19 protein-coding genes are annotated in these 21,879 nt (G+C 71.3%); 2 read left to right on the top strand and 17 right to left on the bottom strand.

Annotated elements, in window-relative coordinates:
* Nucleotides 1–2 precede the first annotated feature (2 nt).
* Together ACFHW1_RS11185 and ACFHW1_RS11180 are read right to left on the bottom strand one after the other, a co-directional pair.
* Entirely contained in the window at nt 3–1,289 is a 1,287-nt protein-coding gene (locus ACFHW1_RS11185) for an ABC transporter substrate-binding protein (RefSeq protein ID WP_416554129.1), read from the bottom strand.
* 57 nt (nt 1,290–1,346) lie between these two features.
* Entirely contained in the window at nt 1,347–2,360 is a 1,014-nt protein-coding gene (locus ACFHW1_RS11180; RefSeq protein ID WP_416554319.1) for a hydroxyacid dehydrogenase, read from the bottom strand.
* Nucleotides 2,361–2,529: 169 nt separating this feature from the next.
* Here ACFHW1_RS11180 and ACFHW1_RS11175 point away from each other — a divergent pair, with 169 nt between their 5' ends.
* Entirely contained in the window at nt 2,530–3,627 is a 1,098-nt protein-coding gene (locus ACFHW1_RS11175) for a substrate-binding domain-containing protein (RefSeq protein WP_416554127.1), read from the top strand.
* Between the two features lie 2 nt (nt 3,628–3,629).
* Here the strand turns inward: ACFHW1_RS11175 and ACFHW1_RS11170 are convergent, their stop codons facing one another.
* From ACFHW1_RS11170 to ACFHW1_RS11130, 9 genes are all read right to left on the bottom strand, one after another.
* Nucleotides 3,630–5,624, bottom strand: a complete 1,995-nt coding sequence (locus tag ACFHW1_RS11170) for a DUF2264 domain-containing protein (RefSeq protein ID WP_416554125.1) — start codon at nt 5,622–5,624, stop codon at nt 3,630–3,632.
* Entirely contained in the window at nt 5,621–7,567 is a 1,947-nt protein-coding gene (locus ACFHW1_RS11165; RefSeq protein WP_416615352.1) for a heparinase II/III domain-containing protein, read from the bottom strand. Before ACFHW1_RS11165 ends, ACFHW1_RS11170 begins: the two co-directional genes overlap by 4 nt.
* A gap of 10 nt (nt 7,568–7,577) precedes the next feature.
* Entirely contained in the window at nt 7,578–8,366 is a 789-nt protein-coding gene (locus tag ACFHW1_RS11160; protein ID WP_416591956.1) for a sugar phosphate isomerase/epimerase family protein, read from the bottom strand.
* Between the two features lie 73 nt (nt 8,367–8,439).
* Nucleotides 8,440–9,444 (bottom strand): XRE family transcriptional regulator, encoded by a 1,005-nt coding sequence (locus tag ACFHW1_RS11155; protein WP_416615350.1) that lies wholly within the window; start codon nt 9,442–9,444, stop codon nt 8,440–8,442.
* A gap of 130 nt (nt 9,445–9,574) precedes the next feature.
* Nucleotides 9,575–9,754 carry a hypothetical protein gene (locus ACFHW1_RS11150; RefSeq protein ID WP_416615348.1) on the bottom strand — a complete coding sequence of 60 codons (180 nt, stop codon included), beginning with the start codon at nt 9,752–9,754 and terminating at the stop codon, nt 9,575–9,577.
* Nucleotides 9,755–9,873: 119 nt separating this feature from the next.
* Nucleotides 9,874–10,044 (bottom strand): hypothetical protein, encoded by a 171-nt coding sequence (locus ACFHW1_RS11145; RefSeq protein WP_281554227.1) that lies wholly within the window; start codon nt 10,042–10,044, stop codon nt 9,874–9,876.
* Between the two features lie 184 nt (nt 10,045–10,228).
* Nucleotides 10,229–11,416 carry a helix-turn-helix domain-containing protein gene (locus ACFHW1_RS11140; protein WP_416554113.1) on the bottom strand — a complete coding sequence of 396 codons (1,188 nt, stop codon included), beginning with the start codon at nt 11,414–11,416 and terminating at the stop codon, nt 10,229–10,231.
* Nucleotides 11,417–11,554: 138 nt separating this feature from the next.
* Nucleotides 11,555–12,766, bottom strand: coding sequence for a helix-turn-helix domain-containing protein (locus tag ACFHW1_RS11135; protein ID WP_416615347.1), 1,212 nt, complete (start codon nt 12,764–12,766; stop codon nt 11,555–11,557).
* A gap of 137 nt (nt 12,767–12,903) precedes the next feature.
* On the bottom strand, nt 12,904–13,389 hold the full coding sequence (locus ACFHW1_RS11130) for a hypothetical protein (protein ID WP_416615346.1): 486 nt from the start codon (nt 13,387–13,389) through the stop codon (nt 12,904–12,906).
* Nucleotides 13,390–13,881: 492 nt separating this feature from the next.
* Here ACFHW1_RS11130 and ACFHW1_RS11125 point away from each other — a divergent pair, with 492 nt between their 5' ends.
* Entirely contained in the window at nt 13,882–14,253 is a 372-nt protein-coding gene (locus ACFHW1_RS11125; protein ID WP_416615345.1) for a DUF805 domain-containing protein, read from the top strand.
* Nucleotides 14,254–14,336: 83 nt separating this feature from the next.
* Here ACFHW1_RS11125 and ACFHW1_RS11120 read toward each other — a convergent pair whose 3' ends face one another.
* From ACFHW1_RS11120 to ACFHW1_RS11095, 6 genes are all read right to left on the bottom strand, one after another.
* Nucleotides 14,337–15,494, bottom strand: coding sequence for an MFS transporter (locus ACFHW1_RS11120; RefSeq protein WP_416568803.1), 1,158 nt, complete (start codon nt 15,492–15,494; stop codon nt 14,337–14,339).
* A gap of 110 nt (nt 15,495–15,604) precedes the next feature.
* Nucleotides 15,605–16,738, bottom strand: a complete 1,134-nt coding sequence (locus ACFHW1_RS11115) for a sugar kinase (protein WP_416568802.1) — start codon at nt 16,736–16,738, stop codon at nt 15,605–15,607.
* Entirely contained in the window at nt 16,735–17,496 is a 762-nt protein-coding gene (locus ACFHW1_RS11110; RefSeq protein ID WP_416590867.1) for a hypothetical protein, read from the bottom strand. The genes ACFHW1_RS11115 and ACFHW1_RS11110 overlap by 4 nt, the downstream gene beginning before the upstream one ends.
* Nucleotides 17,484–19,535 carry a hypothetical protein gene (locus tag ACFHW1_RS11105; protein ID WP_416554101.1) on the bottom strand — a complete coding sequence of 684 codons (2,052 nt, stop codon included), beginning with the start codon at nt 19,533–19,535 and terminating at the stop codon, nt 17,484–17,486. Before ACFHW1_RS11105 ends, ACFHW1_RS11110 begins: the two co-directional genes overlap by 13 nt.
* Entirely contained in the window at nt 19,535–21,109 is a 1,575-nt protein-coding gene (locus ACFHW1_RS11100) for a heparinase II/III domain-containing protein (RefSeq protein WP_416554099.1), read from the bottom strand. Before ACFHW1_RS11100 ends, ACFHW1_RS11105 begins: the two co-directional genes overlap by 1 nt.
* The gene (locus ACFHW1_RS11095; RefSeq protein ID WP_416554097.1) at nt 21,106–21,873 is read right to left on the bottom strand and encodes an SDR family NAD(P)-dependent oxidoreductase; all 768 of its coding nucleotides are present in this window, start codon (nt 21,871–21,873) and stop codon (nt 21,106–21,108) included. The genes ACFHW1_RS11100 and ACFHW1_RS11095 overlap by 4 nt, the downstream gene beginning before the upstream one ends.
* Nucleotides 21,874–21,879: the final 6 nt, after the last annotated feature.

The following is a 21,879-nucleotide window of genomic DNA, read 5'->3' as shown; positions in this document are numbered from 1 at the left end:
GGTCAGTCGACCTCGGAGGTAACCCGCTCGCCCATCTCGGCGAGTCCGGCGTCGAGCTCCCGCTCCCCGATCATAATCAGCTCGTGCTCCTCGGTGAGGATGACGTCCACGTCGGAGGACTTCTCGCTGACCGGCATCTCCAGCACCACCTCGTCGGGCTGGAACGCCGCCTGGGCGACCTCGTCGTTGGTCATCCCGTCGACGCCGAAGTAGGTTTCGGTGATCGTCTCGTCGGAGTAGGCCGGGTAGACGCCGATGCTGGCGATCGCCGCCGCGCCCTCGGGGCCGGCCGCCCAGGCCACGAAGGTCCGGGCGGCTTCGGAGTTGCGGGCCTTGTTGTTGACCGCGAACGCGGTCGGCGAGCCGAAGGTGGTCACCGGGCCGCCCTCGGTGACCTGCGGCAGCGGCGCGATGCCCCAGTCGACGTCGATGCTGCCGGCCTTTTTCTCCTCGATCAGCCGGGCCGCGTACCAGGTGCCCATCGGCAGCATCGCAGCCTGCTCGGTGGCGAACATCGTGTGGTACTGGACCTTCTGTGTCGACGCGGTGGCCCACGGCAGAGTGGCACCGGCGTCCTGCAGGTCGAGCACCATCTGGTAGCGGTCCTTGAGGAAGCCGTACTCGCCGCCGATCAGGTCGCCGCCGCTCTGCGCGGCCGCCGTCGAGTGGATGATGGAGCGCCAGGTGTGGTGGTAGGTGCCGTAGACGGTGTCCTGGCCGCTACCGCTGGTCAGCCGCTTCGCCAGGTCGGCGTACTCGGCCCAGGTGAGGCTGGTCAGGTCGGCGCCGGTGTCGGCGAGCATGGCCTTGTTGTAGTACAGCACCCAGAAGTCCTGCCGGTACGGCAACGCGAAGTAGTCCCCGTCGAGGTTGAACGGCTCCAGGCCGAGGTACTTACTCTGATCGAGGTCGGCGGCCTCGTCGGCCACCGACGCCAGCTGCCCACGCAACGCGTACCGGGAGTAGTCGGTGACGTTCTTCATGGTCAGCACGTCGGTACGGTCCCCGCCGGCCAGCATGGTGGTGACCTTCTCGGAGTAGTCGTCCGCCAGGATGTCGACCGGTTGCACGTCGATGTCCGGATGGGCGGCCTCGAATCCGTCGATCAGGGCCGCGAACTCGGGGGTGCTGTCGTAGTTCCACAGGGCGATGGTGAGGATCTCGCGGCCGTCGTCGCCGATGGCCGGCTCGTCGCCACCACCGCAGCCGGCGGTGACGAGAACCAGTGCGGTCGCGGCGGCCACCGCCCTGCCGATGTGACGGTTCATCCTGCCGGTGTGTCGGTTCATCAGGTGACTCCTTTTGCGGAGGGTGCGGGGTTTCGTATTGGTACGGAGCCCGGCCAGTCAGGCGTGCAGCGTGAACGCGTCCGGGGTGACTTCGGCGTGCAGTGGTTCCCCGCCGGTCCAGCGGGCCAGTTCGTCGAGGGTGTGGTCGGTCAGCCGGTGGATCTCGGTGCCGAGGGAGCCGGCCAGGTGCGGGCTGACCATGACGTTCGGGCTGCCGCGTAGGGCGGCGTCGACGGGTAGCGGTTCGGGGTCGGTGACGTCGAGGATCGCGTACAGCCGGCCGGAGCGGCATTCGGCGGCGAGCGCCGCCGGGTCGACCAGGCTGCCCCGGGCCGTGTTGATCACGGTCGCGTGGTCGGGCAGCAACGCGAGTTCGGCCGCGCCGATCATGCGGTACGTGCTGGGCAGCTCCGGCGCGTGCAGGGAGAGGATGTCGCTGTGCGGCAGCAGCTCGGCCAGCTCGACCAGGGTGCCGCCGGCGAGGGTGACCTCGGCCGGGTCGGCGTACGGGTCGGCGACTAGGCAACGGGCCGAGTCGAGGCAGCCGATCAGGTCGACGACCCGGCGGCCGATCCGGGAGAAGCCGACGACGCCGATGGTGCGGCGGTAGTTGGACAGGTCGCCGTGCCCGTGGTGGTGGCTCCATCCCCGGTACGCCCGGTCGGGGTCGGCGGCGATGAACGGCACCTTTTTGCCGGCGAAGATGATCGCGGCGAGGGTGTACTCGGCGACCGGCACGGCGTTGGCGTCGGCGGCGGTGCTGACCTGGATGCCGCGCCGCCACACCTCGTCGGTCACCAGTGACCGGACGCTTCCGGCGGCGTGGAAGACGGCACGCAGGGCGGGCGCGGTGTCCAGCCGCTGCCGGGTCAGCGCGGGCGCTCCCCAGGACGTCACCAGCACCTCGACCGTGGCCAGCCGGGCGCGTACCGCCGGCGAGTCGAGTTCGTCGGCCCAGACCGGGTCGGCCAGGGCGACGAGGCGGCCGAGGCGCTCCAACCGAGGCTCGTCGAAGTGGGCCCGGTAGGAGTCCCGGTCCATCACGACGAGCGCCTGCGGCGGGGTGTGCACCGTCAACGTGTCTCCTCGGGTGGCGAATCTCCGGCCGACGTCCGACGTCGTGGGGACCTGCTGGATTCGCCGATGTGACATGGTTAACCTACGGTGAACATGCTCGCTACCAGCCGATCTCAATCGGTCGGAAACGTTCACTAACGAACATGGACAGGAGTCGAGTCCCATGCCGGCGGACCGGATGTTCAACCTGCAACGGCGGGAGCGGCTGCTGGAGGAGCTACGCCGACACGGATCGGTACGGGTGGCCGACCTGGCCCCGCTGCTCGGGGTGAGCGAGCTGACCGTACGGCGCGACATCGCCGCCCTGGCCGAGAGCAACCTGCTGACCAGAGTGCACGGTGGCGCCACCCTGCCCACCCAGCTCGGGCCGGCACCGAGACGACCCCGGGTGGCGCCGACCCGGTTCACCATCGGCATGGTCGTGCCGTCACTGGACTACTACTGGCCGCAGATCGTCACCGGCGCCCGCAGCGCCGCCGCCTCGCTCGGCGTGCACATCCAGCTGCGCGGGTCGAGCTACGACCCCACCGAGGACCGACGGCAGATCACCCGGTTGATCGACGCGCAACAGGTGCAGGGTCTGCTGCTGGCACCCAGCCTGGACACCGACGGTGCCGCCGACATGATCGCCTGGATCGGCAACCTGCCGGTGCCGACGATCCTGGTCGAACGGCAGGCCCCCCGGTGGACCCCTACCCTGCGCCAGCTCGAATGGGTCCGCAGCGACCACGCCCTCGGCCTGGAGATGGCGGTACGGCACCTGCACGAGCACGGTCACCGCCGGATCGGGCTGGTGCTGTCCAAGGGCAGCCCCACCTCCGCCCACCTCGCCCAGGGTTGGGCGCTGGCCTGCGCGGACCTCGGTTTGCCCGCCGACCTGGTCATCCGGGAGGCGGTGGCGTTGGACGCCCCGGGGCACCGGGGAATCATCGGCGACGTGCTGCGGCGGTGCCGACGCGAAGGCGTCACCGCGCTGATCGTGCACGGCGACCCGGACGCAATGTCGGTCGCGCAGTACTGCGCCGAGCAGGGCGTGCCGATCCCCGACCAGCTCGCCCTGGTGTCCTACGACGACGAGGTGGCGCACCTGGCCGAGCCGGCGCTCAGCTCCGTGCGCCCGCCGAAGAACCAGGTGGGCCGGGTGGCGGTCGAGCTGATGGTGGCCCGGCTGTCCGAGGGCCGACGCCGACCGGTGCAACGGGTGCTGATCACTCCCGAACTGGTGATCCGCGACTCGTCGACGCCTCGGCCGCCGCGCTGATCTCACCCCGGTACGGCCGGCAGCAGCATCGTCGAGGTGTGGCCGTCCGGCCAGCGGATGTCGATCGTGTCGCCGACGCCGCCGGCCGTCACCACAACCACCGGCGCGGCCGCGAGGGCCGGGTCTTCCCCGGCGCCGGTCAGGGTCACCGCCGCCATGTACACCCGGCCGGGCACCGGCGCGGCGGCGGTCCGCAGCACCGGCACCGCCACCTGATCGGCCAGCGGCGAGGTACCCCGCTCCCGGCGTACCTGCGCATGCTCGAAGCCGGCCAGGCCGACCAGCCGGGACGTCACCGCGGCATCGGCCGCGACGGACACCGGCGGGTCGTTTCCGGTACGCGCCGACGGCGGTACGTCACCAGTCACCGGCCAGCCACTGAACTCCAGCACGGTGCCGTCGTCGAAGCCGTCGGCAGAGTCGAGCCGGGCCAGCCGTACCTCGATCGGACCGCGCACCGCCGAGGCCATCGTCACCACCGGGCCCCGGCGGACCGGTCCGGCGCGGCCGGACCCGTGATCCGGGCCGGTGTCGTCGGCGGTGTCGACCCAGTGGGTGTCAGCCCGCGACACCGCCCGACCGACCCCGTCGACCACCCGGCAGTCGAGGGTCACGAACCCGTTGCGGTGACTGCGCCGGCCGGTCGCGTCGACCATCGTGATCGAATTGTCCGACGGGTCGCCGATGGTGGCCCCGGTCAGCGGCGGCATCGTCGCCGTCGAGTAGCCGAGCCGGGCGTACAGCGGCGAGTCGGCACGCTCGTCACCCGGCACCGCATGATCGGTGCCGTGGTTGACCACCCGGACCACGCCGTCACGGCGGGTGCCGACAACCAGCCAGCCCGGCGTCGGCAGCGCGACCATCAGGTCCGCCCGCTCGACCGGCAACGGCTGTTCGGTCGCCGTCCACACCGGATGATCGGCCGGCAGGGCCAGCCCCAGCATCCCCTTCGCCACCCAGTACGGCGACCCGGGCCCCGAGTACGACTGGGCCATCGCCGGCCACTCGTGGTGCCAGCCGATGGGCAGCAGGCCACGCCCGTCCGGTGCCCCGTGGTCGTGGAAGTGGCGCAGCATCCCGCTCGCCGCCCGACGCAGCACCCCCGGCGCCACCTCGGTCGCACCGGTCATCGCCCCGACCCACAGCGGTGCAGCCGCCGCGAACCGGTACGCCAGGCTGCGGCCCTGCACCAGCGGCGACCCGTCAGACCCGATCAGCCGGACCGCGTCGTCGAGGAACCCCGCGAGCCGCTGACGCCACGCCTGACGCAGCCCGTCGGGGCACAGGTCACCGGCCTGATCGGCCCAGAGCAGCGGGTAGACGTGCAGCGCCCAGCCGACGTAGTGGTCGTAGGACCGCTCCGGTCCGTCGGAGTACCAGCCGTCGGCCCGGTACAGCGACTCGTGCACCCGCAGCCCGGACTCGATGTCCTCAGCCGACCAGGGGCCGCCGACCGAGCGCAGGAACGTCTCCACGACGATCTGGAACCACACCCAGTTGATCGGCGGGTACGGCTGCCCGACGACGGTGGCGAGCCAGTCGACGGTGCGCTGCCGGGTCGCCTCGTCGAGCCGGTCCCACAGCCAGGGCCGGGTCAGGTGCAGGCCCAACGCGATCGAGCAGGCTTCAACCTTGGCCTGGTCCAGCCGGTCCGGCCGGGGCCAGGCGGTCGACGAGGTCGGGTCGGTGCCGGCGCGCAGCCCGGCGGCGTACCAGTCGGCCAGCCCGTGCGGGTCGGCGCCGGCCTCGCCGCGCAGCCGGACCGCCGCCAGCAGGAACGACCGGGCGAACGCCTCCAGCGAGTCGCTGTCCGGGCCGTAGGCGCTTGACCGGCCGGGCAGGTCGATCCGGGCGTGGTCGAGTGAGGCGTACGGACGCAGCGCCAGCAGAATCCGGTCGGCGGCCGCCGCCCAGTGCGCGCGGGTGTAGCCGGTGTACGGGGAGAGCCGCCGGTCTTCGGCGATCTGCTCCTCGGCGGCCTGGTCATCGGCGTTCATTCGGTGCCTCCGGAGACGGTCACGGTGACGGAGCCGGTCCGCTGGGCCGGCAGGGTGAGCACCAGCCGGTGCACGGCGGGCCCCCAGACGTCGCGCAACAGCGGGTCGTCGACCGGCTGTCGCTCCAGCCGGCCGGCCCCGAGCAGCGGGTCCCAGGCCAGCACGGCGATTCCGCCGGTCAGGGCCCGTACGGCGAGCCGCCCGGTGGTGTGGGTCAGCGGTTCACCGGCGACGACGTGGTGCAGCCGCAGGTCGGCCGGGTCGTCGACGCGCCACCGCTCGGTGACGGTCACCGTCGCCCGGCGGCGGTCCAGCCGCACCTGCCGCCGCCAGGACCGGCAGCCGGCCTCCGGCGGGTACGCGCCGGCCAGGTCGAGCCGCAGCGCGTCGGCGTCGACGGCGGTATCGGTGGCGGTATCGGTGGCGGTATCGACGGCAACCGTCGACGCCCGGAAGTCGCGGCCCGCGGCCTGACCGTGGCCGCCGACGACCGGCAGGTTGTGCCACTCGCTGCGGGTGACCCACTGCTCGTACCGACGGTCGGTGAATGAGATCGCGGTGTAGGTGGGCTGGCCGAGGTCGACCAGCACCGGGCACCCGTCCAGGGCGACGAGGTACGAGCCGACGTCGTTGTGGTTGTGGTTCTCGTCGTTGTGCCCACCCTTGACCGCGACGGTCAGCCCGGCGGTGCTGCCGGCCCGTTCCCGGCTGACCAGTAGTTGCAGGTCGGGTAGCCAGGTGGTGGCCGGCAGCGGCGGAGCGGTCGGTGATTGGGTGAGCCACTGCGAATCGGTCAGCCCGCGTACCGCCCGGCCCAGCCCGGCGGCGACCGTCACGGCCGGTTCGCCCGGGACACGGTGGCTGGCCGCGAAGTCGATCACCTGCCGGTCGCCGGTGGCCCGGCCCCAGCGGTGCAGCACCTGCCAGGCCTGCGCGGCGCTCGGCCGGGCCGGCCCGTCGCCGACGTTGACGTACCAGCCGCCGCCGAGAGCCATCCGGTGCGGGTAGCGGGCCAGCTGCGGCAGCGGCGGCCACCGCCACGGATCCAGCCGGCCGCCGAGGACCCGGTCGAGCAGGTCGAGCGCCTCGGCCAGCCGGGCCGGGCCGTTCCACCAGTACGCGTACCCCTCGTCGCAGCCGCCGTCGGCGGGCAGCGAGCCGAGGTAGCGGTCGAGCCCGTCAACGACAAGGTCGACCACCTGGGTCCGGATGTCCGCGTCGTCGACCAGGAACAGCGCGGCGGCCAGCAGATGGCCGTGGATCCACGGGTTCCAGTTGTGCAGGTGCCCGTCCAGGCCGAGCCAGTGCCAGTCGCGGCTGCCCAGGAAAGGCTCGATGATCCGGGTACGGGTCTCCCGGCGGATCCGCTGACGCAGCCCCGGGGTGCGCTCGTCGAGCGTCGTACCGAGGATCAGGTCGGCCCAGGCCAGCACGGCGACCGTCTCGGCGGCCCCGAGGTCCAGGTACGGCCGGTCGACGTCGGGCACCACCCGACCGGCCTCGGCGGCGAACCGCTCGTGCGCGGCCCAGCACCAGGTGCTCTGCTCGCAGAGCTGCAGCAGGCCGTCGGCGGCCTCGTCGAGGTAGGGCTGGCCGTGCAGCGCGGCGGCCAGCGCGGCTGTGGCGGTACGCCGCCGCAGCTCACCGGCGGGCTGCTCGTATGCGGTGCGGACCCCGTCGCGCCAGTAGCGGGCGTAGTCGGACAGCAGCAGTCGGGGCCAGGCGGTGCCCCGGTCGGCCTCGGCCGCGTCGACGATGGCCCGCTCAGTGACCTCGTCGACGTGCGGCCAGGCCGCCCGGCCGGTGCCGGCGGCGAACCCGATCGCCTGCCGTGCCCGGCCGAGCGCCGCCGTCCGCAGCTGCGGATCCAGCGACGCCCACCGGCGGACGAGCGGTCCAGGCCCGACCGTCGCTACTGCCGCCGGGTCTGCCTCAGCTGCCACCGGACCTGGCTCAGCCGGCACGATGGTCCGTGGTGATCAGTCGGGTCAGCGTCGCCGCTTCGATCGCGACCCGGTCGGGGTCGTCGTCGACAACGAACTCCAGCAGGGCGTCATAGTCGCGCCCGGCGGCGCGCAGCACCGCGAACACGTCGGACCAGAGCCGGTCGCGGGCGGTCAGCGGCAGCCGCTCGTACCCCGGCCACCAGGAGAAGACGTGCACCGCGTCGACCCAGGGCAGCACCTGGCGCAGGTCGTCGACGGCGACGGCGTCGGGCAGGTCGAGCGGCGGCTGCCAGTACGTGCGTACCGCCGGATGGTCGACGTCGGCGAGCAGCCGCAGCGTCGACTCGGCGGTGTCGGTCAACGTGCCGGAGTGGTATTCGAAGGCGAGGCCGATGCCGGCGTCGGCGGCCCGCTGCGCGGCGGCCCGGGTGGCCCGGACCACCGCTCGGCGTTGCTCGGTGCTGGCCTCGGCGGAGCCGAGGGTGCCGGCCCAGATCCGGATCCGGGGGGCGCCGAGCGCGACCGCGCTGGCGAGTACGGCCGCGAAGTCGTCGGCCGGGTCGGAGCCGGCCCGGTAGTAGGAGCCGTAGGAGGCAACCGTCACACCCCGGTCCCGCCCGGCGTCGCGCACCGACGTCGCGGCCCGGGTGTCCCCCGGCGGTACGTGCACGTCTCCGCCCCATTCGATGCGGGACAGCCCAGCGCGGGCGGCGACGTCGAGTACGGCGAGCGCCGACTCCTGCCGCAGGGTGACCGAACACATACCGCTGCGGATCTTCGGACTGGTCTCCGGCACGCGCCCTCCTCGCTGGGTCGGCAAGCGCTTTCCGCGAGACCCTAGAGCAGCGGTTTGGGCGAGTGCAACAGGCTCACCGGGTCAGCCCGAGCGTCGCAGCCAACCCGGCCACACCGGCAGCCGACGGCGCGCACCGGACGGCCTCGGCGACCACCGTACGGACGGACGGCCGCAGCCGGACCTCGGCGGACGCGACCCGGTCGGCGTCGACCAGCGACCGGCCCGCCGTGACCAGGTCACCGGACTGCAGGGCCGCCCGCGCCACGTCGACCAGGTACGCCGCCCGGTGCTCGGCCGGCAACCCGCGCCAGCCGGGACGCCGCACGAGCGCGGCATGCCGGCGTACCGCTTCTTTCGCCTCGCCGAGGTCGCCGGCCGCCACCGCCCGGGTCAGCTCGACCGCCGCCGGCCCGAAACCGGTCCACCGGTGGTCATGACCGTCGCCGATCTGGTCAGCGACGTCTCCGGCCTGCCTGGTCAGCTCCCGCACGGCGGCGGCGTCGTCGCATTCGGCGGCGGCCAACGCGGCCTGCAGCAGCAGCGTGCCGTACACCGACAGCCGCCCCGGCGGACCATCGTCGGCCGGGTCGGTCCGGTCTGTCGGTCCGGCCGGGTCAGTCGGGCCGGCCGGGATGAGCCGGTGCGCGGCGGCGATCGTCGTCGACATCGCCAACCGGCCCTGGCCGACCGCGCGCAGCGTCTGCCCCAGCGGCACCGCCGCCGTCGCCGCCAGCAGCGGGTCACCCGTAGTTGACGCAACCGTCATCGCCCGGTCGGCCGCCAACCAGGCCAGGTCGGTCTCGTCGAGTTTGACCAGCACCTGCGAGGCGGCCCGGTGCACCTGCACCAGCGGCAGCGCACCGCTGACCGGGTCGGCCGCGTGCCGCCGCCGCGCTGCGGTGAGCAGGTCGGGCAGCATCCGCAGCAGCTGCGGGTAGTGGGCGTGCTGGTACGCCAGCCAGGCATGCTCGACCTGCCGGGTGGTCGCTTCAACAGCCGGCGGGGCCGTGTCGGCGTCGGCGTCGGCGTCTGAGCCGAAGATGTCGTAGCAGGCGAGGGCTGCGCGCACCGCCGACACGCCGGGTGCCTCGACTTGCCGATCCGGTCGGCGAACACCTGCTGGGTCATCCGCCGCCGGGTCCGCCACTGCGCCACCCGGCGACCGATCGGCAGGTCGTCACCGACCCGCATGGCACCACTGCCGACCGTCACCGCCGCGTCACCTCGGGTGCCGGTGCGGCCGCGCCGACGAACGTCCACGACACGAACCGTTCGTGCAGCTCCGCCGGGTCGACGAGGCCGGCCTCGTCGGCGGCGCGCGGCATCATCGCCGCCAGGTCCGCCGCCAACCCGATCGGATCGACGGCGTACGCCTCGGTCAGCTGCACCCGCGCCAGGGAACACGGCCACGGCGTGCCGTCCGGGCACACCGCGCACGTCCACGCGGGCCGACACGGCTCATGCGCCGGCTCATCCGATCCGGGCAGTCGCGGCGGCTCCGACGCGGTCACGGCAGGTAGTGTCGGCCGGCGTTACCGCCACGGCGCTCCGCCCGATCGGTACGGGTGGCGGGCCGCCGGTCCGGCGGCGCGCACCGGTCGGCGTACCGGCGGCGACCCGGCACCGGATAGACCACGTCGATCACGACGTCCGGCCGCTGAAACCATTTTCCGAGCACGATGTCCCCCTCATGGCATGTGGAGGGCGGCGACCCGGGGTGGCTCTCCGTGTCGACCCCGGGCCGCCGCCGCTAGGCGGGCCCGACGCGCGAAAAGGGCGATCGCGGGTACGGCGTCGGGCCCACACACCACGCTATGAGCAGGCCGGTCATTCAAGAGGGACAATCTGTACCCCAGGTACAACTACCAATCGATTCCCATCGCCAGCGCGAGTTCCCGGGCGTCCTCGCCCACCACGCCGGTTCGCCCTACCAATTCCATGGCCATGCCCCGGGCGTGCGGCTGGTGGCGGACAGTTTCTACCGACTCGCGCAGGGCCCGGCTCAGAAGATGCACCACCGCTACCTCGTCCCGTCGCATCAGATGCGCCCGAGCGGCGTCGATCAATCCACCGGCCCGCCGGGTCCGTGACGGCAGAGCCGAGTAATCGACCCCCATCGCCCGGCGCACCGCCTCACCCGGGCGTGCAAGGTCGATTCCGATAGTTACCCCGAAAGCGTCGACGACCACCGAACCGAACATCAACCACGGGTGCACGTACCCGATACCCAGCCGACGTGCGACGGAATCCGCCGAATCCCAGTAGCGCCAGGCCTGCCCGGCCCGGCCGGCTCGCGCATGGCCCAGGGCCAAGCCGAGCTGCAACTGTCCCCACCTGGCTAGTTGATCGTCACCACCGCTGCCCTCCAACGCATCGAGCGCGTCGACGAGCACCTGCTCGGCGGCGTCGGGCTGCCCATCAGAGCGATAAACGTGGGCGTAGTACCAGGCGGCAGCAGCTATCGCGCCAGGGTCGTCCGCATCCTGGGCAGCCAGCATCGCCCGGTCGGCCGCCAACCAGACCAGCTGCGGCTGTGGCTGGTGCGCCGCGTACAACTGCACCAGATGGTAGACCCGAGCCAGTTCGGTCGCAGCCTGTCGGCGCTCGGCACCGTCGAGAAGACGTGCCGCGAGCCGGGCATCGGCAAGGAGTCTTGGCAGCAGCGCGGCCACCGCAGTCCGCTCAGCACTGGCGTGATGCCAGGCAGTCCACGCCTGGTCCACCCGAGCGCGAAGGGCAGCGGCCGCCAACGGATCACCGGCAGGGAGGGTAGTTCGGTACATTGCCGCAGCGACGCCGTCGATGGCGGGGTGGCCGGCGCGGGTGACTGAGGCAATGGGAAGAGACTGATCTCCCGTCAGCACGGACAGGTCGTCGATGTCCAGGACTTCCGCGAGCCGCAGTAGCATCGGCAGCCGGGGGGTAAGCAACCGACCAGATTCGAGGGCCTTGACCCATTCGGCGCTACGGCCGACGAGACCGCCAAGCACGGCCCGGGTCTTACCGCTGCGTTCGCGAAATGTCCGCAGCCGTGATCCGAACGTATCCATGATGTCTCCCCAGGTAGAGGCTGGGCGGCGGCGCGGTCGGGGCCTCTACCTCCCGGCGCGCCGCCATGCCAGACGGTACCTGGTCCCGCGTCGCCGCAGTCAACACCGCTTGTCGTGATTGCCGGCGCTCACGGCGAGCTACGCGAGCAGGCCAACCTTCAACGCGAGGTCACGAGCCTCATCCCGCATCGCCCGTGGCCCGTCGAGCAGGTCGAGGGTGATCTGCCGGGCGTAGCCGTTGAAGCGAATCGTCTCCGGTGCCGACTCGTACGCCTGCCGCAGAGTTGCCGCAGCCGCCTCGGTGTGGCCCTTGCCGTGATGGCCACGGGCTACCTCTATCAGATGTCGGGCCCGGCGCGGCCGCGACGGGATTGCCGCAGGATCGATACGTCGTGACTGCCGCACCGCCTCGCCGGACTTCTGCAGCTCCACCGCCACCGTCACCGCATGGACGCCCATGATGATCTGGGAGAACGATGTCTGCTGTTGGTAGAAGGTCTGTGGGAGTCGCTGAGCAACTTGGTCTGCGCGGTCCCAGTACCGCCAGGCACGGCCCTCCTCGCCGGCACGGGCGGCGGTGTAGGCGGCCTCGAAGTTAAGAGCTCCCCACAACGCGAGCAAGTTCACGCTCGACTCGGCCATCTGGGGTTCCAAGGTCGAAACGACATCCAGCGTCACCGCCATTGCGGTGTCCCAGTCTCCCGCGTCCCGGTGCACCTGGCACAGGAACCAGCCAGCGCACGCCAACGCTTCGGCATCTCCCGACTCCTGAGCCGCGACCATCGCACGGTCCGCGACGCGCCACAGGAGTTCCGCCGCCGGCTGGTAGGCCAGGAACATCTGCGCCAGCCCCAGCACCTGTGACAGCAGCGCCTGCGCCTGCCGTCGCTCGTCGCCCTGGTACGTCAGCGCCGCACGCTGCGCGTCCCGCAACAGCTCGGGCAGCAGTGCACCCAGCACCGTACGGTGATCAGCCGCCTGATGGCGTGCTCGCCACGCCGCCGCGAGGCGTTCGCGGATCTCGTTCAGCGGCGGTGGCGCGACGTCATTGGACAGTGCCGTGCGATTCACGGCGTCACGGACCGGCGCCAGTGCGGGATGCTCCGGTCCGTTCACCACGGCCGAGCGGCCGCCCAGCTCACCGATCAGCACGGATACATCCACCTTCAGCACGCGGGCGATGCGGTCCAGCATGTGTACGCGCGGCGGCAGGATTCGATCGGTTTCCACTGCCTTGACCCACTCGGCGCTGCGACCGACGAGGCCACCAAGCACTGCCCGGGTCTTGCCGGATCGTTCACGGTAGACCTTCAGACGCTGCCCGAAGGTCAAGCCAGGCGTGGGGTCCATCCCGAACCTCCTCGTCGCACGAAAACGCGATCACACCCCGGATCGCATCTCCTGCCACGCTACTGGTTGTCGCCGCGCCAGATAACCCCAGCTACGACAAGACGAGTAGTTACCAATTCTGCCATTGAAGGCGTGCCTTAATAGTACTCGCGGATGTAGTCGAGTGCGCGGATGAAGACGTCGTTGTCGCGGATCTTGAACTTGATGTAGAGGGTCTTCCGCAGTGCCTGTTGGACCAGACGGTCACCCTCGTAGGTGTCCTGCCATCCGCTGAAACGGACCGCGCGGACCACCTCGTCGACCTCGTTGACGACGTTCTCGACGATGATCGGGGGTGTCTTCGCCCTTGAGGGATTCGAAGAGTTCGGTGAGCGCCGCTTCCCCTGCTCCTCGGGCGGAACCCCGGCGGCGGCCTTTTCCGCAGCCACGGTGTCACGGGCGAGGGCGAAGAGTTCCTTGAGGAATTCAAGACTGGCCTGCTGCGCGTGAGCGTACTTCTCGCGCCGGGCGGCGAGCCGCTTGCCGAGCTCGACGAAGACCGGGGTGCCCTTGTGCTTGGCGATGCGGGCGGTGATCCACCGCTCGACCTCGACCGGGTCGACGTCGTTCCTCTTGCCGGTCATCAGCCGGTGGATGCAGTGTCACCTCGCCGGGTCGGGGTACCAGCTAAGCTTGATGCCAGAGATGCATCGAGATGCACCTGTGGCATCACGTCCTCGGAAGCACCTCGGGTTTGCCCCGGAGTGCAACAACCTCACCGGGCCAGCCTGAGCGTCGCGGCCATCCCGGCAGCCGGCGGTGCGCACCGGGCGACCTCGGCGGACGCGACCCGGGCGGCGTCGACCAGCAACCGGCCCGCCGCACAAGAACGCCTGGTTCAGCGGAGTACGGAGAAGGTGGACAAGCTATCAGCACCAGCAGACGGCGAGGCGGTGTTCCTAGCATCCAGGTGAACACCTTCGAGATCGACGCTGCGACCGAAGGGACCGACGGCTCGATGTGCGGGGAGATCATCCCGGACAGGGTCTGACGGATCAGACGCCAGAGCGCGGCGGACGCTCGCGTACCCTGATGCCGCGCCTCTGCTCATCTGTCCACAATGCTGGAGCAACGTCATGTCGTTCACCGAAGCTGTCCGTTCGGCCCTGACCCGGTACGTAGGGTTCAGCGGCCGGGCTCGCCGCGCCGAGTACTGGTGGTTCGTCCTGTTCTCGACCGCCGTCGCCATCGTAGGGTCGATCCTCGACCTCCTGCTGGGGACCGGTCTGGACGGAGGCAACCTCGGCATCTTCTATGTGGTTGCCCTCCTGGCGCTCGCGCTGCCCTCGCTGGCGGTCGCCGTCCGCCGCCTGCACGACACCGAACGATCCGGCTGGTGGGTGCTGATCTCGCCGATCCCGCTGATCGGCCCCCTCGTGATGCTGATCTTCACCGTGCAGGACGGCACCCCCGGCCCGAACCGCTTCGGTCCCAGCCCGAAGTACTAGTCGGCGTACGGCTGCACCCGGTCCGGATCGTCGGGGTGCAGGAGCGTCGGTGCGGCCGGCCAGGTGGGCCGCCGCATCGACGCTCAATCGCTCCTGACTGGTGTCGACGGTCGGAGCACCAACAGGTAGGCGACCGCAGCCGCCGCGCCCCAGCCGGCGAACACCGTCCACGGTAGCCAGTTGCCGGTGTCGTCGCCCAGGTCGAGCAGCCACCCGCCGCCCAGGTTGCCGATCAGTCCACCGAGGGAGAGCACCAGGCCGTTCGCACCGAAGTACGACGCGACCGCGCCCGGTGGGGCCAGCCGCGAAACGGTGCCGTTGACCGTCGGTAGCAGTAGAACCTGCCCGAGCGTGAAGACGACGACGCCGGTGACCACCCCAGCCGGTCCCGGCAGCACACCCAGCAGCAACAGACCGACGGAGAGCATGGCCGTGGCCACGGCGAGCGTCCGGCCGGTCGTCAGATACCGCTCGGCAAGGCGGGTCGACGGAACGGTCGCCACGACCATGACGACCGCCGCGACGGTGTAGACCAGGCCCAGCGACGTCGCTCCCGGCAGGACCTGCCCGACCCGCACCGGAACGGCGAGGTAGAGCTGACTGAACAGCGCCCATGCGAAAGCACTGACCACAACGAACCGTCGAAACCCGCGATCTCGGGCAACGGTCCGCAACCGGTGCAGGGAGGACATCCGTGCCGACGTTTCGGTGGTAGGCGGGTCGGGTCGCAGTCCGATCCAGGTGATCGCACCGGCGAGCAGGAACAGGCTGGACGCGACGATGCACAGCGCCGGGAAGTTGGTGGCCGCGAGGAGGCCACCGAGCGCGGGCCCGAGGACGAAGGACACGTTACTGGCCATCTCCCGCACGGCGTAGGCACGGGTACGCAACGGCGCCGGTGTCAGTTCGGCGTACAGGGCATAGCTGGCCGGGTGAAAAAGGGATCCGCCCAGGCCGGCCAGGACCGAGGCGACCGCGAGTCCGGGTACGGCGTCCACGACACCGAACGCGGCGAAGCCGGCGGCACGCAGCAGCACGCCCACGCAGATCGCCCGACGGTGACCGAACCGGTCGGCCAGCATCCCCGACCAGAGCATCATGCCCTGTTGACTGGCCGACCGTACCCCGGCGAGCAACCCGGTGAGCGCGATGCTGAGCCCCAGGTCGTTCAGGAGGTGGTACGCCAGCAGGGGGACCAGGGCGTAGAAGCCGAGCCCCATGAGGAATGTGTCGGCGACCATGATCCGCAGGCCGGACGACCACCGCATGCGTCGGCGGCCGGCCGGCGCGTCCCCCGAGCAGGACGCCGGCTGCCCGCGCCCTTGGACGACACTCGTACGACGGGTGGTACTCAGCGGAGTGCCCGGGCGTTGAATTCGGCGGCCAACGCCTCAACCTCCGCCAGAGCGGCCATCGATGCGTCCCCCGGCGTGGTCATCGCCAACGCGCCGTACGCCGCACCGAACTCGACACCGATCCGCAGGTCGCCGAGCCGCAGCAGGCCGTAGATGAGGCCAGCGGCGAAGCCGTCGCCGCCGCCGACCCGGTCCAGAAGCTCCAGACCCGGTCGGTACCGGGCTGCGACGGGGCCGAGGTCGGCGGACCAGGCGACGGCCCCCCAGTCGTTGACCGAGGCGGACCGAACGGTGCGCAACGTCGCCGCCACGATCGACAGATTGGGGTAGCTCCGGGCTACCTGCTCCAGCGAAGTCTGGGCATCGCCCAGGTCCGGACGGACCCGTTCGCCGGGAGCCTCCCACCGGCCCTCGCAATGGTCCACGCCGGAGTCCGATCGGCCGGCACCGAGAACGGTACGGAAGTGTTCATCGTTGCCGATCAGCACGTCGACCGTCCGGGCAATGCGCTGGTTGACGAGTCGGGCCCGGTCCGGGCCGCCGATGTCGCGCCACAGACTCGACCGGTAGTTCAGGTCGTACGAGACGACTGTGCCGTGCCGACGGGCGGCTGCGGCGGCGGTGGATGCGGTCTCAGCGGCGGCATCGGACAGGCCCGCGTATACGCCACCGGTGTGCAGCCAGCGGACCCCGAGGGTGCCGAACAGGTGGTCCCAGTCGATCTGGTCGGAGCCGAGTTGACTGACCGCAGTATGGCCGCGGTCCGAGGTGCCAACCGCAGCACGCACGCCCTCGCCACGTTCGGTGAAGTTGAGCCCGTTACGGACGGTACGGCCGACTCCGTCGTAGGGCACCCACCGGATCAACGAGGTGTCCACTCCCCCTTGACGTACCAGGTCCTCGATGAGCCGGCCGATCTCGTTGTCGGCCAGAGCAGTGACCACGGCGGTCCGCAGGCCGAAGGCCCGGCGTAGCCCACGTGCGACGTTGTACTCGCCACCGCCCTCCGAGACGGCGAAGGTGCGTGCGGTCCGTACCCGCCCCGCACCGGGATCGAGACGAAGCATCACCTCACCGAGGGAGAGCAGATCGAAGTGACACTCGGCAGCGGGACGGATCGTCAGGGTCATCGGACCCGCTCCCTGGATCTGCCGCTACGCTCCGCCGCCCTCGCGGCAGCCGCATCGGACCGGTCGCCGGTCGCACCGACCCACGCCGTGACGGTGCCTCGTCGTCGTGTGCTGTCCGCGAGCCGCAGGCCGAGTAGCAGCGGCAGAGTGGCACCGAACAGCAACGGCCCGAAGGCGAGCGGCGCGGTGACGAGCGGCGCCGCGACAGCAGCCGCGAGCAGGGCCAACCCACGTCGGGGAGCGGCGAAGGCGAACAGCAGCGCGGCACGTCCCCAGCGTCCGGCTTCCCCGCCGGGGTCACCGGCGGCGGTGACGGCCAGTGCCAGGTGGTACGGCACCAGTGCCAGGATCAGCCCGATCTGCAGGGCCAGCAGGGCTGCGGCGTGGGCACCTGGACGGGTGGCCAGGAAGACGATGTTGGCCGCCAACAGTGCAGCGGCGACCGTGGACAGGATCGAGTGCCGCCACAACCGCCGCCAGTAGTGCCCGAACATGGTCAGCGCACCGACGAACGGCCGGGCCCGTCCATCCGTACGCCACTGCTGCAGCGCGTGTGCCGTAGCGGCCAGCGCCGCAAGCCAGGTGACGACGCCCAGACTCAACAGGAGCAGGGCGCAGCCCGCCAGCGCCGGGTAGGCGACGAACTCCAGCACCCGCAACGTGGTGGCCGCCCAGCCACCTTGGGCGGCCGCCACCTCGCTTCGACGCCGGGCCGCCCCCCGTCCGGTGGCGGACGGCGCGGCGCTCAGGCCGGCCACGGCAGCACCCCGGTCACCGGTTCGTCGCTGCGCACCAGGTCGCGACCAGCGACATCCACGTGGGTCGCCGCGACCACCCCCACCTGTGCCGGGCGGTCGGCGGAGCCAGGCAGCAGGATCACGGCGGCGGCGGCGGCCCGCACGTCCGCGCCGTCGATCCGACGGTCGGCCGGCGCCAGCAGCACCGTCTCGCCGTCGGTCCCGAACCGCACCCCGGCTCCTTCGGCACAGTCCACCGGCTCGGCGACGGCCGCGCTCGGGGCCAGCGCGGAGGTCGGTTCGACGCTGGTGAGGATCCGGGTACGGACGACCGGCGCCACCTGGACCCGAACGGTGTGCAGCGTGCGGACGATCCGCAGACTCGGCGTACTGCCGGTGGGGTTGGCCTCGATCTCCGTCGTCGTCTGACTGACGGTGGCGGCGTCCGGGACGACCTGGCGGACGTACGCCTGCGCCGGTCCGGACCGGAGCACGATGTCGCCGCCGACGAGCTCGGCCGGCCAGTCCGAATGCAGCAGAAAGGTCCACTCGCGTGGCTGGTCGGCGGCGAGGAGGTCGAGCACGACCAGCCGGCCGGCCGGGGTGAAGACAAGTGTCCGGTCGACGCGCCGGACGCCGAGCGCCGGATCGAACATCGCGGCAGATTCGGCTGTCGCGTGCACCAGCCCGTCCTCGGTGAGCACGTCCCGCAGGCGGGCCTGGCGCTCGTGGGGCAGCCCCTGGTAGACCTGGTAGCGGTCCTCGCCGGCCCAACCCTGCCCGTCGACCAGGACGAGGTTGTGGTGGGCGGCCCGCTTACGGTTGCAGTACCCGTCGTCGACGGCGAGGAACTCGCCGTACGCGCCGAACACGAACGCCCCGGCGTCGGGGTGGTGGTGACCGGCGTTGAGAGTCTGCCAGCCCTTGTCCCGGCGCAACTGCTCAGCGGTGTCCCAGGCGGTGTGTCCCCCGCCGGGGGCCGCCTTGAAGCTGACGAAGGCCGCGCCCGACTGCCAGCTGGTACGGGCGGTCACCTGTCCGAGGTCGGGAAAATGAGCGGAGGTCGGCACCGTGTCGGCGGGATCCACGGCCGGCACCTGCGGGTCGTACCAGAGCAGTTCGTAGCCGGCCTCCGGCATCACGCCCGGTCTGACGCCGGAGGCGTACGCCTCCCGCCAGAAGTGTCGATCGGCGACGCGGTCGGCAAGCCAGCGGGCGCGGCCGTCGCGGTACGCGGCGGCGAGCTTGTAGTAGAGCGCGACGCTGTGCCCGGACCGGCGGTCGTGGCAGTCCCCGTGGTCGATGTTCTCCTCGAAGCCGGGGGCGCACTGGTGCAGCCGCCATTCGAAGGTGCGACTCAGAAAGTCGCCGCGCCGCCACCAGTCGATGCCTTCAGCGTGTTGCAGCAGGTCGAGGTGGATGGCCAGCCATGGTACGCCGTACCGCCAGTAGACGACACCCTCGGAGTCCGATCCGTCGCCCGGCATCAGGTCCAGCACCGTCGCGAGATTCTCCCGTGCCCGGTCGCTCCACCGTGGTTCGTCGAGGACGTATCCGGCGGCGGCCAGGCCGGCGTAGCAGATCCAGTTGTGGTTCTGCCAGTAGCTCGACGACCACCAGGAGCCTTCGGTCTCGACGGCGAAGGCGTACAGGCGCTCACCCTGCAGGGTGAGCTTTGCCCGCAGCGCCGCCGCCTCGTCGTCGGGCAGGTCGTCGCGCAGCCAGGAGTACGCCAGGGACAGCCCGTGCAGCAGCCAACCCGCGTCGAGGTCGTGGTCGGGCATCTTCGCCTTGCCCCAGTGCGGGTAGGACACGGCGGTACCGATCCAGCGGCGGGCTTCGAGCAGGTAGCCGGGCTGGCCGGTGAGGCGGTAGGCGAGGGCCAGGTTCATCGCGGCCGGGCCGAGGTAGGTGATGCTCGCGGTCGGATGCTCGGCGGGCGGGCTCTGTCCGCGGTACCAGGCGCATTGCTCGTACAGCCGCCGCCACTGGGCGGCGTGAGTGGTGGTGAGCGCCGCGCGCAGTTGCCCGAGGCGGTCACCGATGAGCAGGGGTTGCATCAGCTCTCCATCCGGTAGATCGATCGGAACGTCACTGTGGTCGCGTCGGTCGCGGTCCAGTCGACCCAGCGGCGTACGCGCTGCGGGTCGTCCGCCGGTCCGGGTCCGGGACGGCAGACGACGTCGGCGTCGACGGATACGGTGTGCCGGCCGTGCAGGGTTTGCCGGCCGGGCCAGACCGTTTCCAGGGTTCGGTCGGCGACAGCCCGAACCGCCAGGTCGACATCCGGTCTGAGCTGCGCGCTGATTCGGCGGGGTCGGTCGGTCTCCACCCGCAACTCGTCGACCAGCACACCGCCGCGCAGGGTCAGGTGGCGCCGGGCGGTCACCCCGGGATACGCGGTGTCACAACCGATGGCGGCCGAGCTGCTGTCGTACCCGATCAGATGCCCGGTGCACTCCGCCTGCTCGAGCCCGTCGACTGCGAAGGTGGGATGGGCGGCGGTCGAGGCGTAGTGGTGCCGCCAGCCGTGGTGGCCGTACGGCACCTGACCCGGGTCGGGCTGCCAGGGAGTGTCGGCACCGTACAGGTACAGGGCCAGCTTGTCGCGGTGCCCGTGCGGGCCACCGTGCGGGCCGAAGTCGGCGACAGCGTGCAGCCCCGATCCACGCAGCACCACATAGCCCCCGTCGGGAAAGATCGTCACCGGCTGCGGCTCCGTCGGCCCACGGCCCAGCAGGGGCAGCAGTTCCCGGAGTTCGTCCAGCTCGTACCGGGCCGCTGGCCGGTCGTACGGGCCGTCGTGCAGGGCTGGTAGCAGACCTCCGTCGGTGGCCAGGGTCTCGAGCACCGTGGCCATCCCGGCGAGTCGGGCGTGCGTCTGCGGTGGCACCAGAGTTTGCGGCAGTGACTGGAGGGTCAACAGGTACGCCCGCAGGACGAAGCCGTGGTAGTAGGTGGCTGCCTCCCACTCCCACCCGTCCGGGCGAATCGCCGTCGAGACGTGGTCACACAGTCCGTGCCGACCGGTCAGCCAGTCGGGGCGGCCCGAGCAGACCGCGCCAGCGGCAATCAGCCACGCGGTGTAGTTGGACTCGAACTTGCCGGCGTCGACCAGCGCCTGGCGGGCCTGCCCGGCTGCCTCGACAAGGGCTTGGAGCAACTGGTTCACCTCCGTGGGCAGTGGTTCACCGCCCGCCCGCAGCGCTGCAGCGGCCTGGCCGATGGTCACCGCCCAGATCGCCTCGGTCAGCGCCTGATGGAACAGCCGGCCACGCAGCATCCAGTCGGCGGCTCCGTCGTGCGGTGCCGCGCCGAGTGCCGCGTACTGGCGGGCGTACGCGGTCAGCAGGTCGACAGCTGCCCGGCGGTCGTCACCCCGGGGCGACCGGGCGAGCAACCGGATACGTCGGGCACTCGCCTGATGCGCCAGGACGGTCCAACCGCCCCGGACCGACGGATTGTCGACCCGGCAGCCGTGGCGGCACCGCGCGCCGGCGTCCGGGAACGCACCGTCGAGCAGCCGGTCGTGATCGAGTTCCACGCCGTGCGCGGGGCAGACGTATGCATGCCACCAACCGCCCCGCTCGGACGGGAGTACCGGCGCACGCAGGGTCGGCGTCGGCACGGTCACCGGAACCAGGCTCCACCGTCGATGTCGATCGTCGACCCGGTGACGTAGGAGGCCGCCTCGGAGGCGAGCCACACGGCTGCGCCGGCGACGTCCTCGGACCGGCCGCCACGGCCGAGCGGTACCCCGGCGATGATCGCTTCCTGAGTCTGTGCCGGGGTGAACGTCTCGTGGAAGGCAGTGCCGCCGATGAATCCCGGGGCGACCGCGTTCACCGTGGTCCCGGTCGCCGCCAGCTCCTTGGCGAGCCCCTTGGTCAGGCCCCGCACCCCCGCCTTTGCCGCAGCGTAGACCGCTGATCCGGCACCGCCACCGTTGTGTGCAGCCAACGACGACATGGTGATCACCCGCCCCGCCGTACCGGCGGCCCGCAGGTGCGGAATCGCGGCCCGCACCGTTCGGAAGGTGACGCCCAGGTTGAGGTCAACGACCTGGGCGTAGTGCTCGTCGGTCATCTCCGCCACCGGGCTCCGGCCGACCATTCCGCCCGCGTTGCAGACCAGGATCTCCAGGCCGCCGAGGAACCCCGTAGCCTCCTCGACGAGTGCGGCCACCTCGCTCGTCCGGGTGAGGTCGGCCTGCCGGACGACGGTCTTGCGACCCAGCGCCTCGATCGCCGAGGCCACTTCGGCGGCCGGGCCGGCGGAGTGTCCGTGGTGGACGGCCACGTCCGCCCCGGCCTGGGCGAGCGCCACGGCGATGGCGGCCCCGATACCGTGGCCGGCACCCGTGACCAGGGCTCGACGCCCAGACAGATCGATACTCATTGAGAT

The organism is Micromonospora sp. LOL_014 (assembly GCF_048060245.1).
In the GTDB taxonomy this organism is placed as follows: Bacteria; Actinomycetota; Actinomycetes; order Mycobacteriales; family Micromonosporaceae; genus Micromonospora_E.
This window is presented reverse-complemented; position numbering and strand designations above follow the sequence as displayed.

Excerpts from the sequence above, each read along its gene's own strand:
- ACFHW1_RS11185 (WP_416554129.1), bottom strand. The coding sequence starts at position 1,289 with ATGAACCGACACACCGGCAGGATGAACCGTCACATCGGCAGGGCGGTG.
- ACFHW1_RS11175 (WP_416554127.1), top strand. The coding sequence starts at position 2,530 with ATGCCGGCGGACCGGATGTTCAACCTGCAACGGCGGGAGCGGCTGCTG.
- ACFHW1_RS11170 (WP_416554125.1), bottom strand. The coding sequence starts at position 5,624 with ATGAACGCCGATGACCAGGCCGCCGAGGAGCAGATCGCCGAAGACCGG.
- ACFHW1_RS11140 (WP_416554113.1), bottom strand. The coding sequence starts at position 11,416 with ATGGATACGTTCGGATCACGGCTGCGGACATTTCGCGAACGCAGCGGT.
- ACFHW1_RS11135 (WP_416615347.1), bottom strand. The coding sequence starts at position 12,766 with ATGGACCCCACGCCTGGCTTGACCTTCGGGCAGCGTCTGAAGGTCTAC.
- ACFHW1_RS11130 (WP_416615346.1), bottom strand. The coding sequence starts at position 13,389 with ATGACCGGCAAGAGGAACGACGTCGACCCGGTCGAGGTCGAGCGGTGG.
- ACFHW1_RS11125 (WP_416615345.1), top strand. The coding sequence starts at position 13,882 with ATGTCGTTCACCGAAGCTGTCCGTTCGGCCCTGACCCGGTACGTAGGG.
- ACFHW1_RS11120 (WP_416568803.1), bottom strand. The coding sequence starts at position 15,494 with ATGGTCGCCGACACATTCCTCATGGGGCTCGGCTTCTACGCCCTGGTC.
- ACFHW1_RS11115 (WP_416568802.1), bottom strand. The coding sequence starts at position 16,738 with ATGACCCTGACGATCCGTCCCGCTGCCGAGTGTCACTTCGATCTGCTC.
- ACFHW1_RS11105 (WP_416554101.1), bottom strand. The coding sequence starts at position 19,535 with ATGCAACCCCTGCTCATCGGTGACCGCCTCGGGCAACTGCGCGCGGCG.
- ACFHW1_RS11095 (WP_416554097.1), bottom strand. The coding sequence starts at position 21,873 with ATGAGTATCGATCTGTCTGGGCGTCGAGCCCTGGTCACGGGTGCCGGC.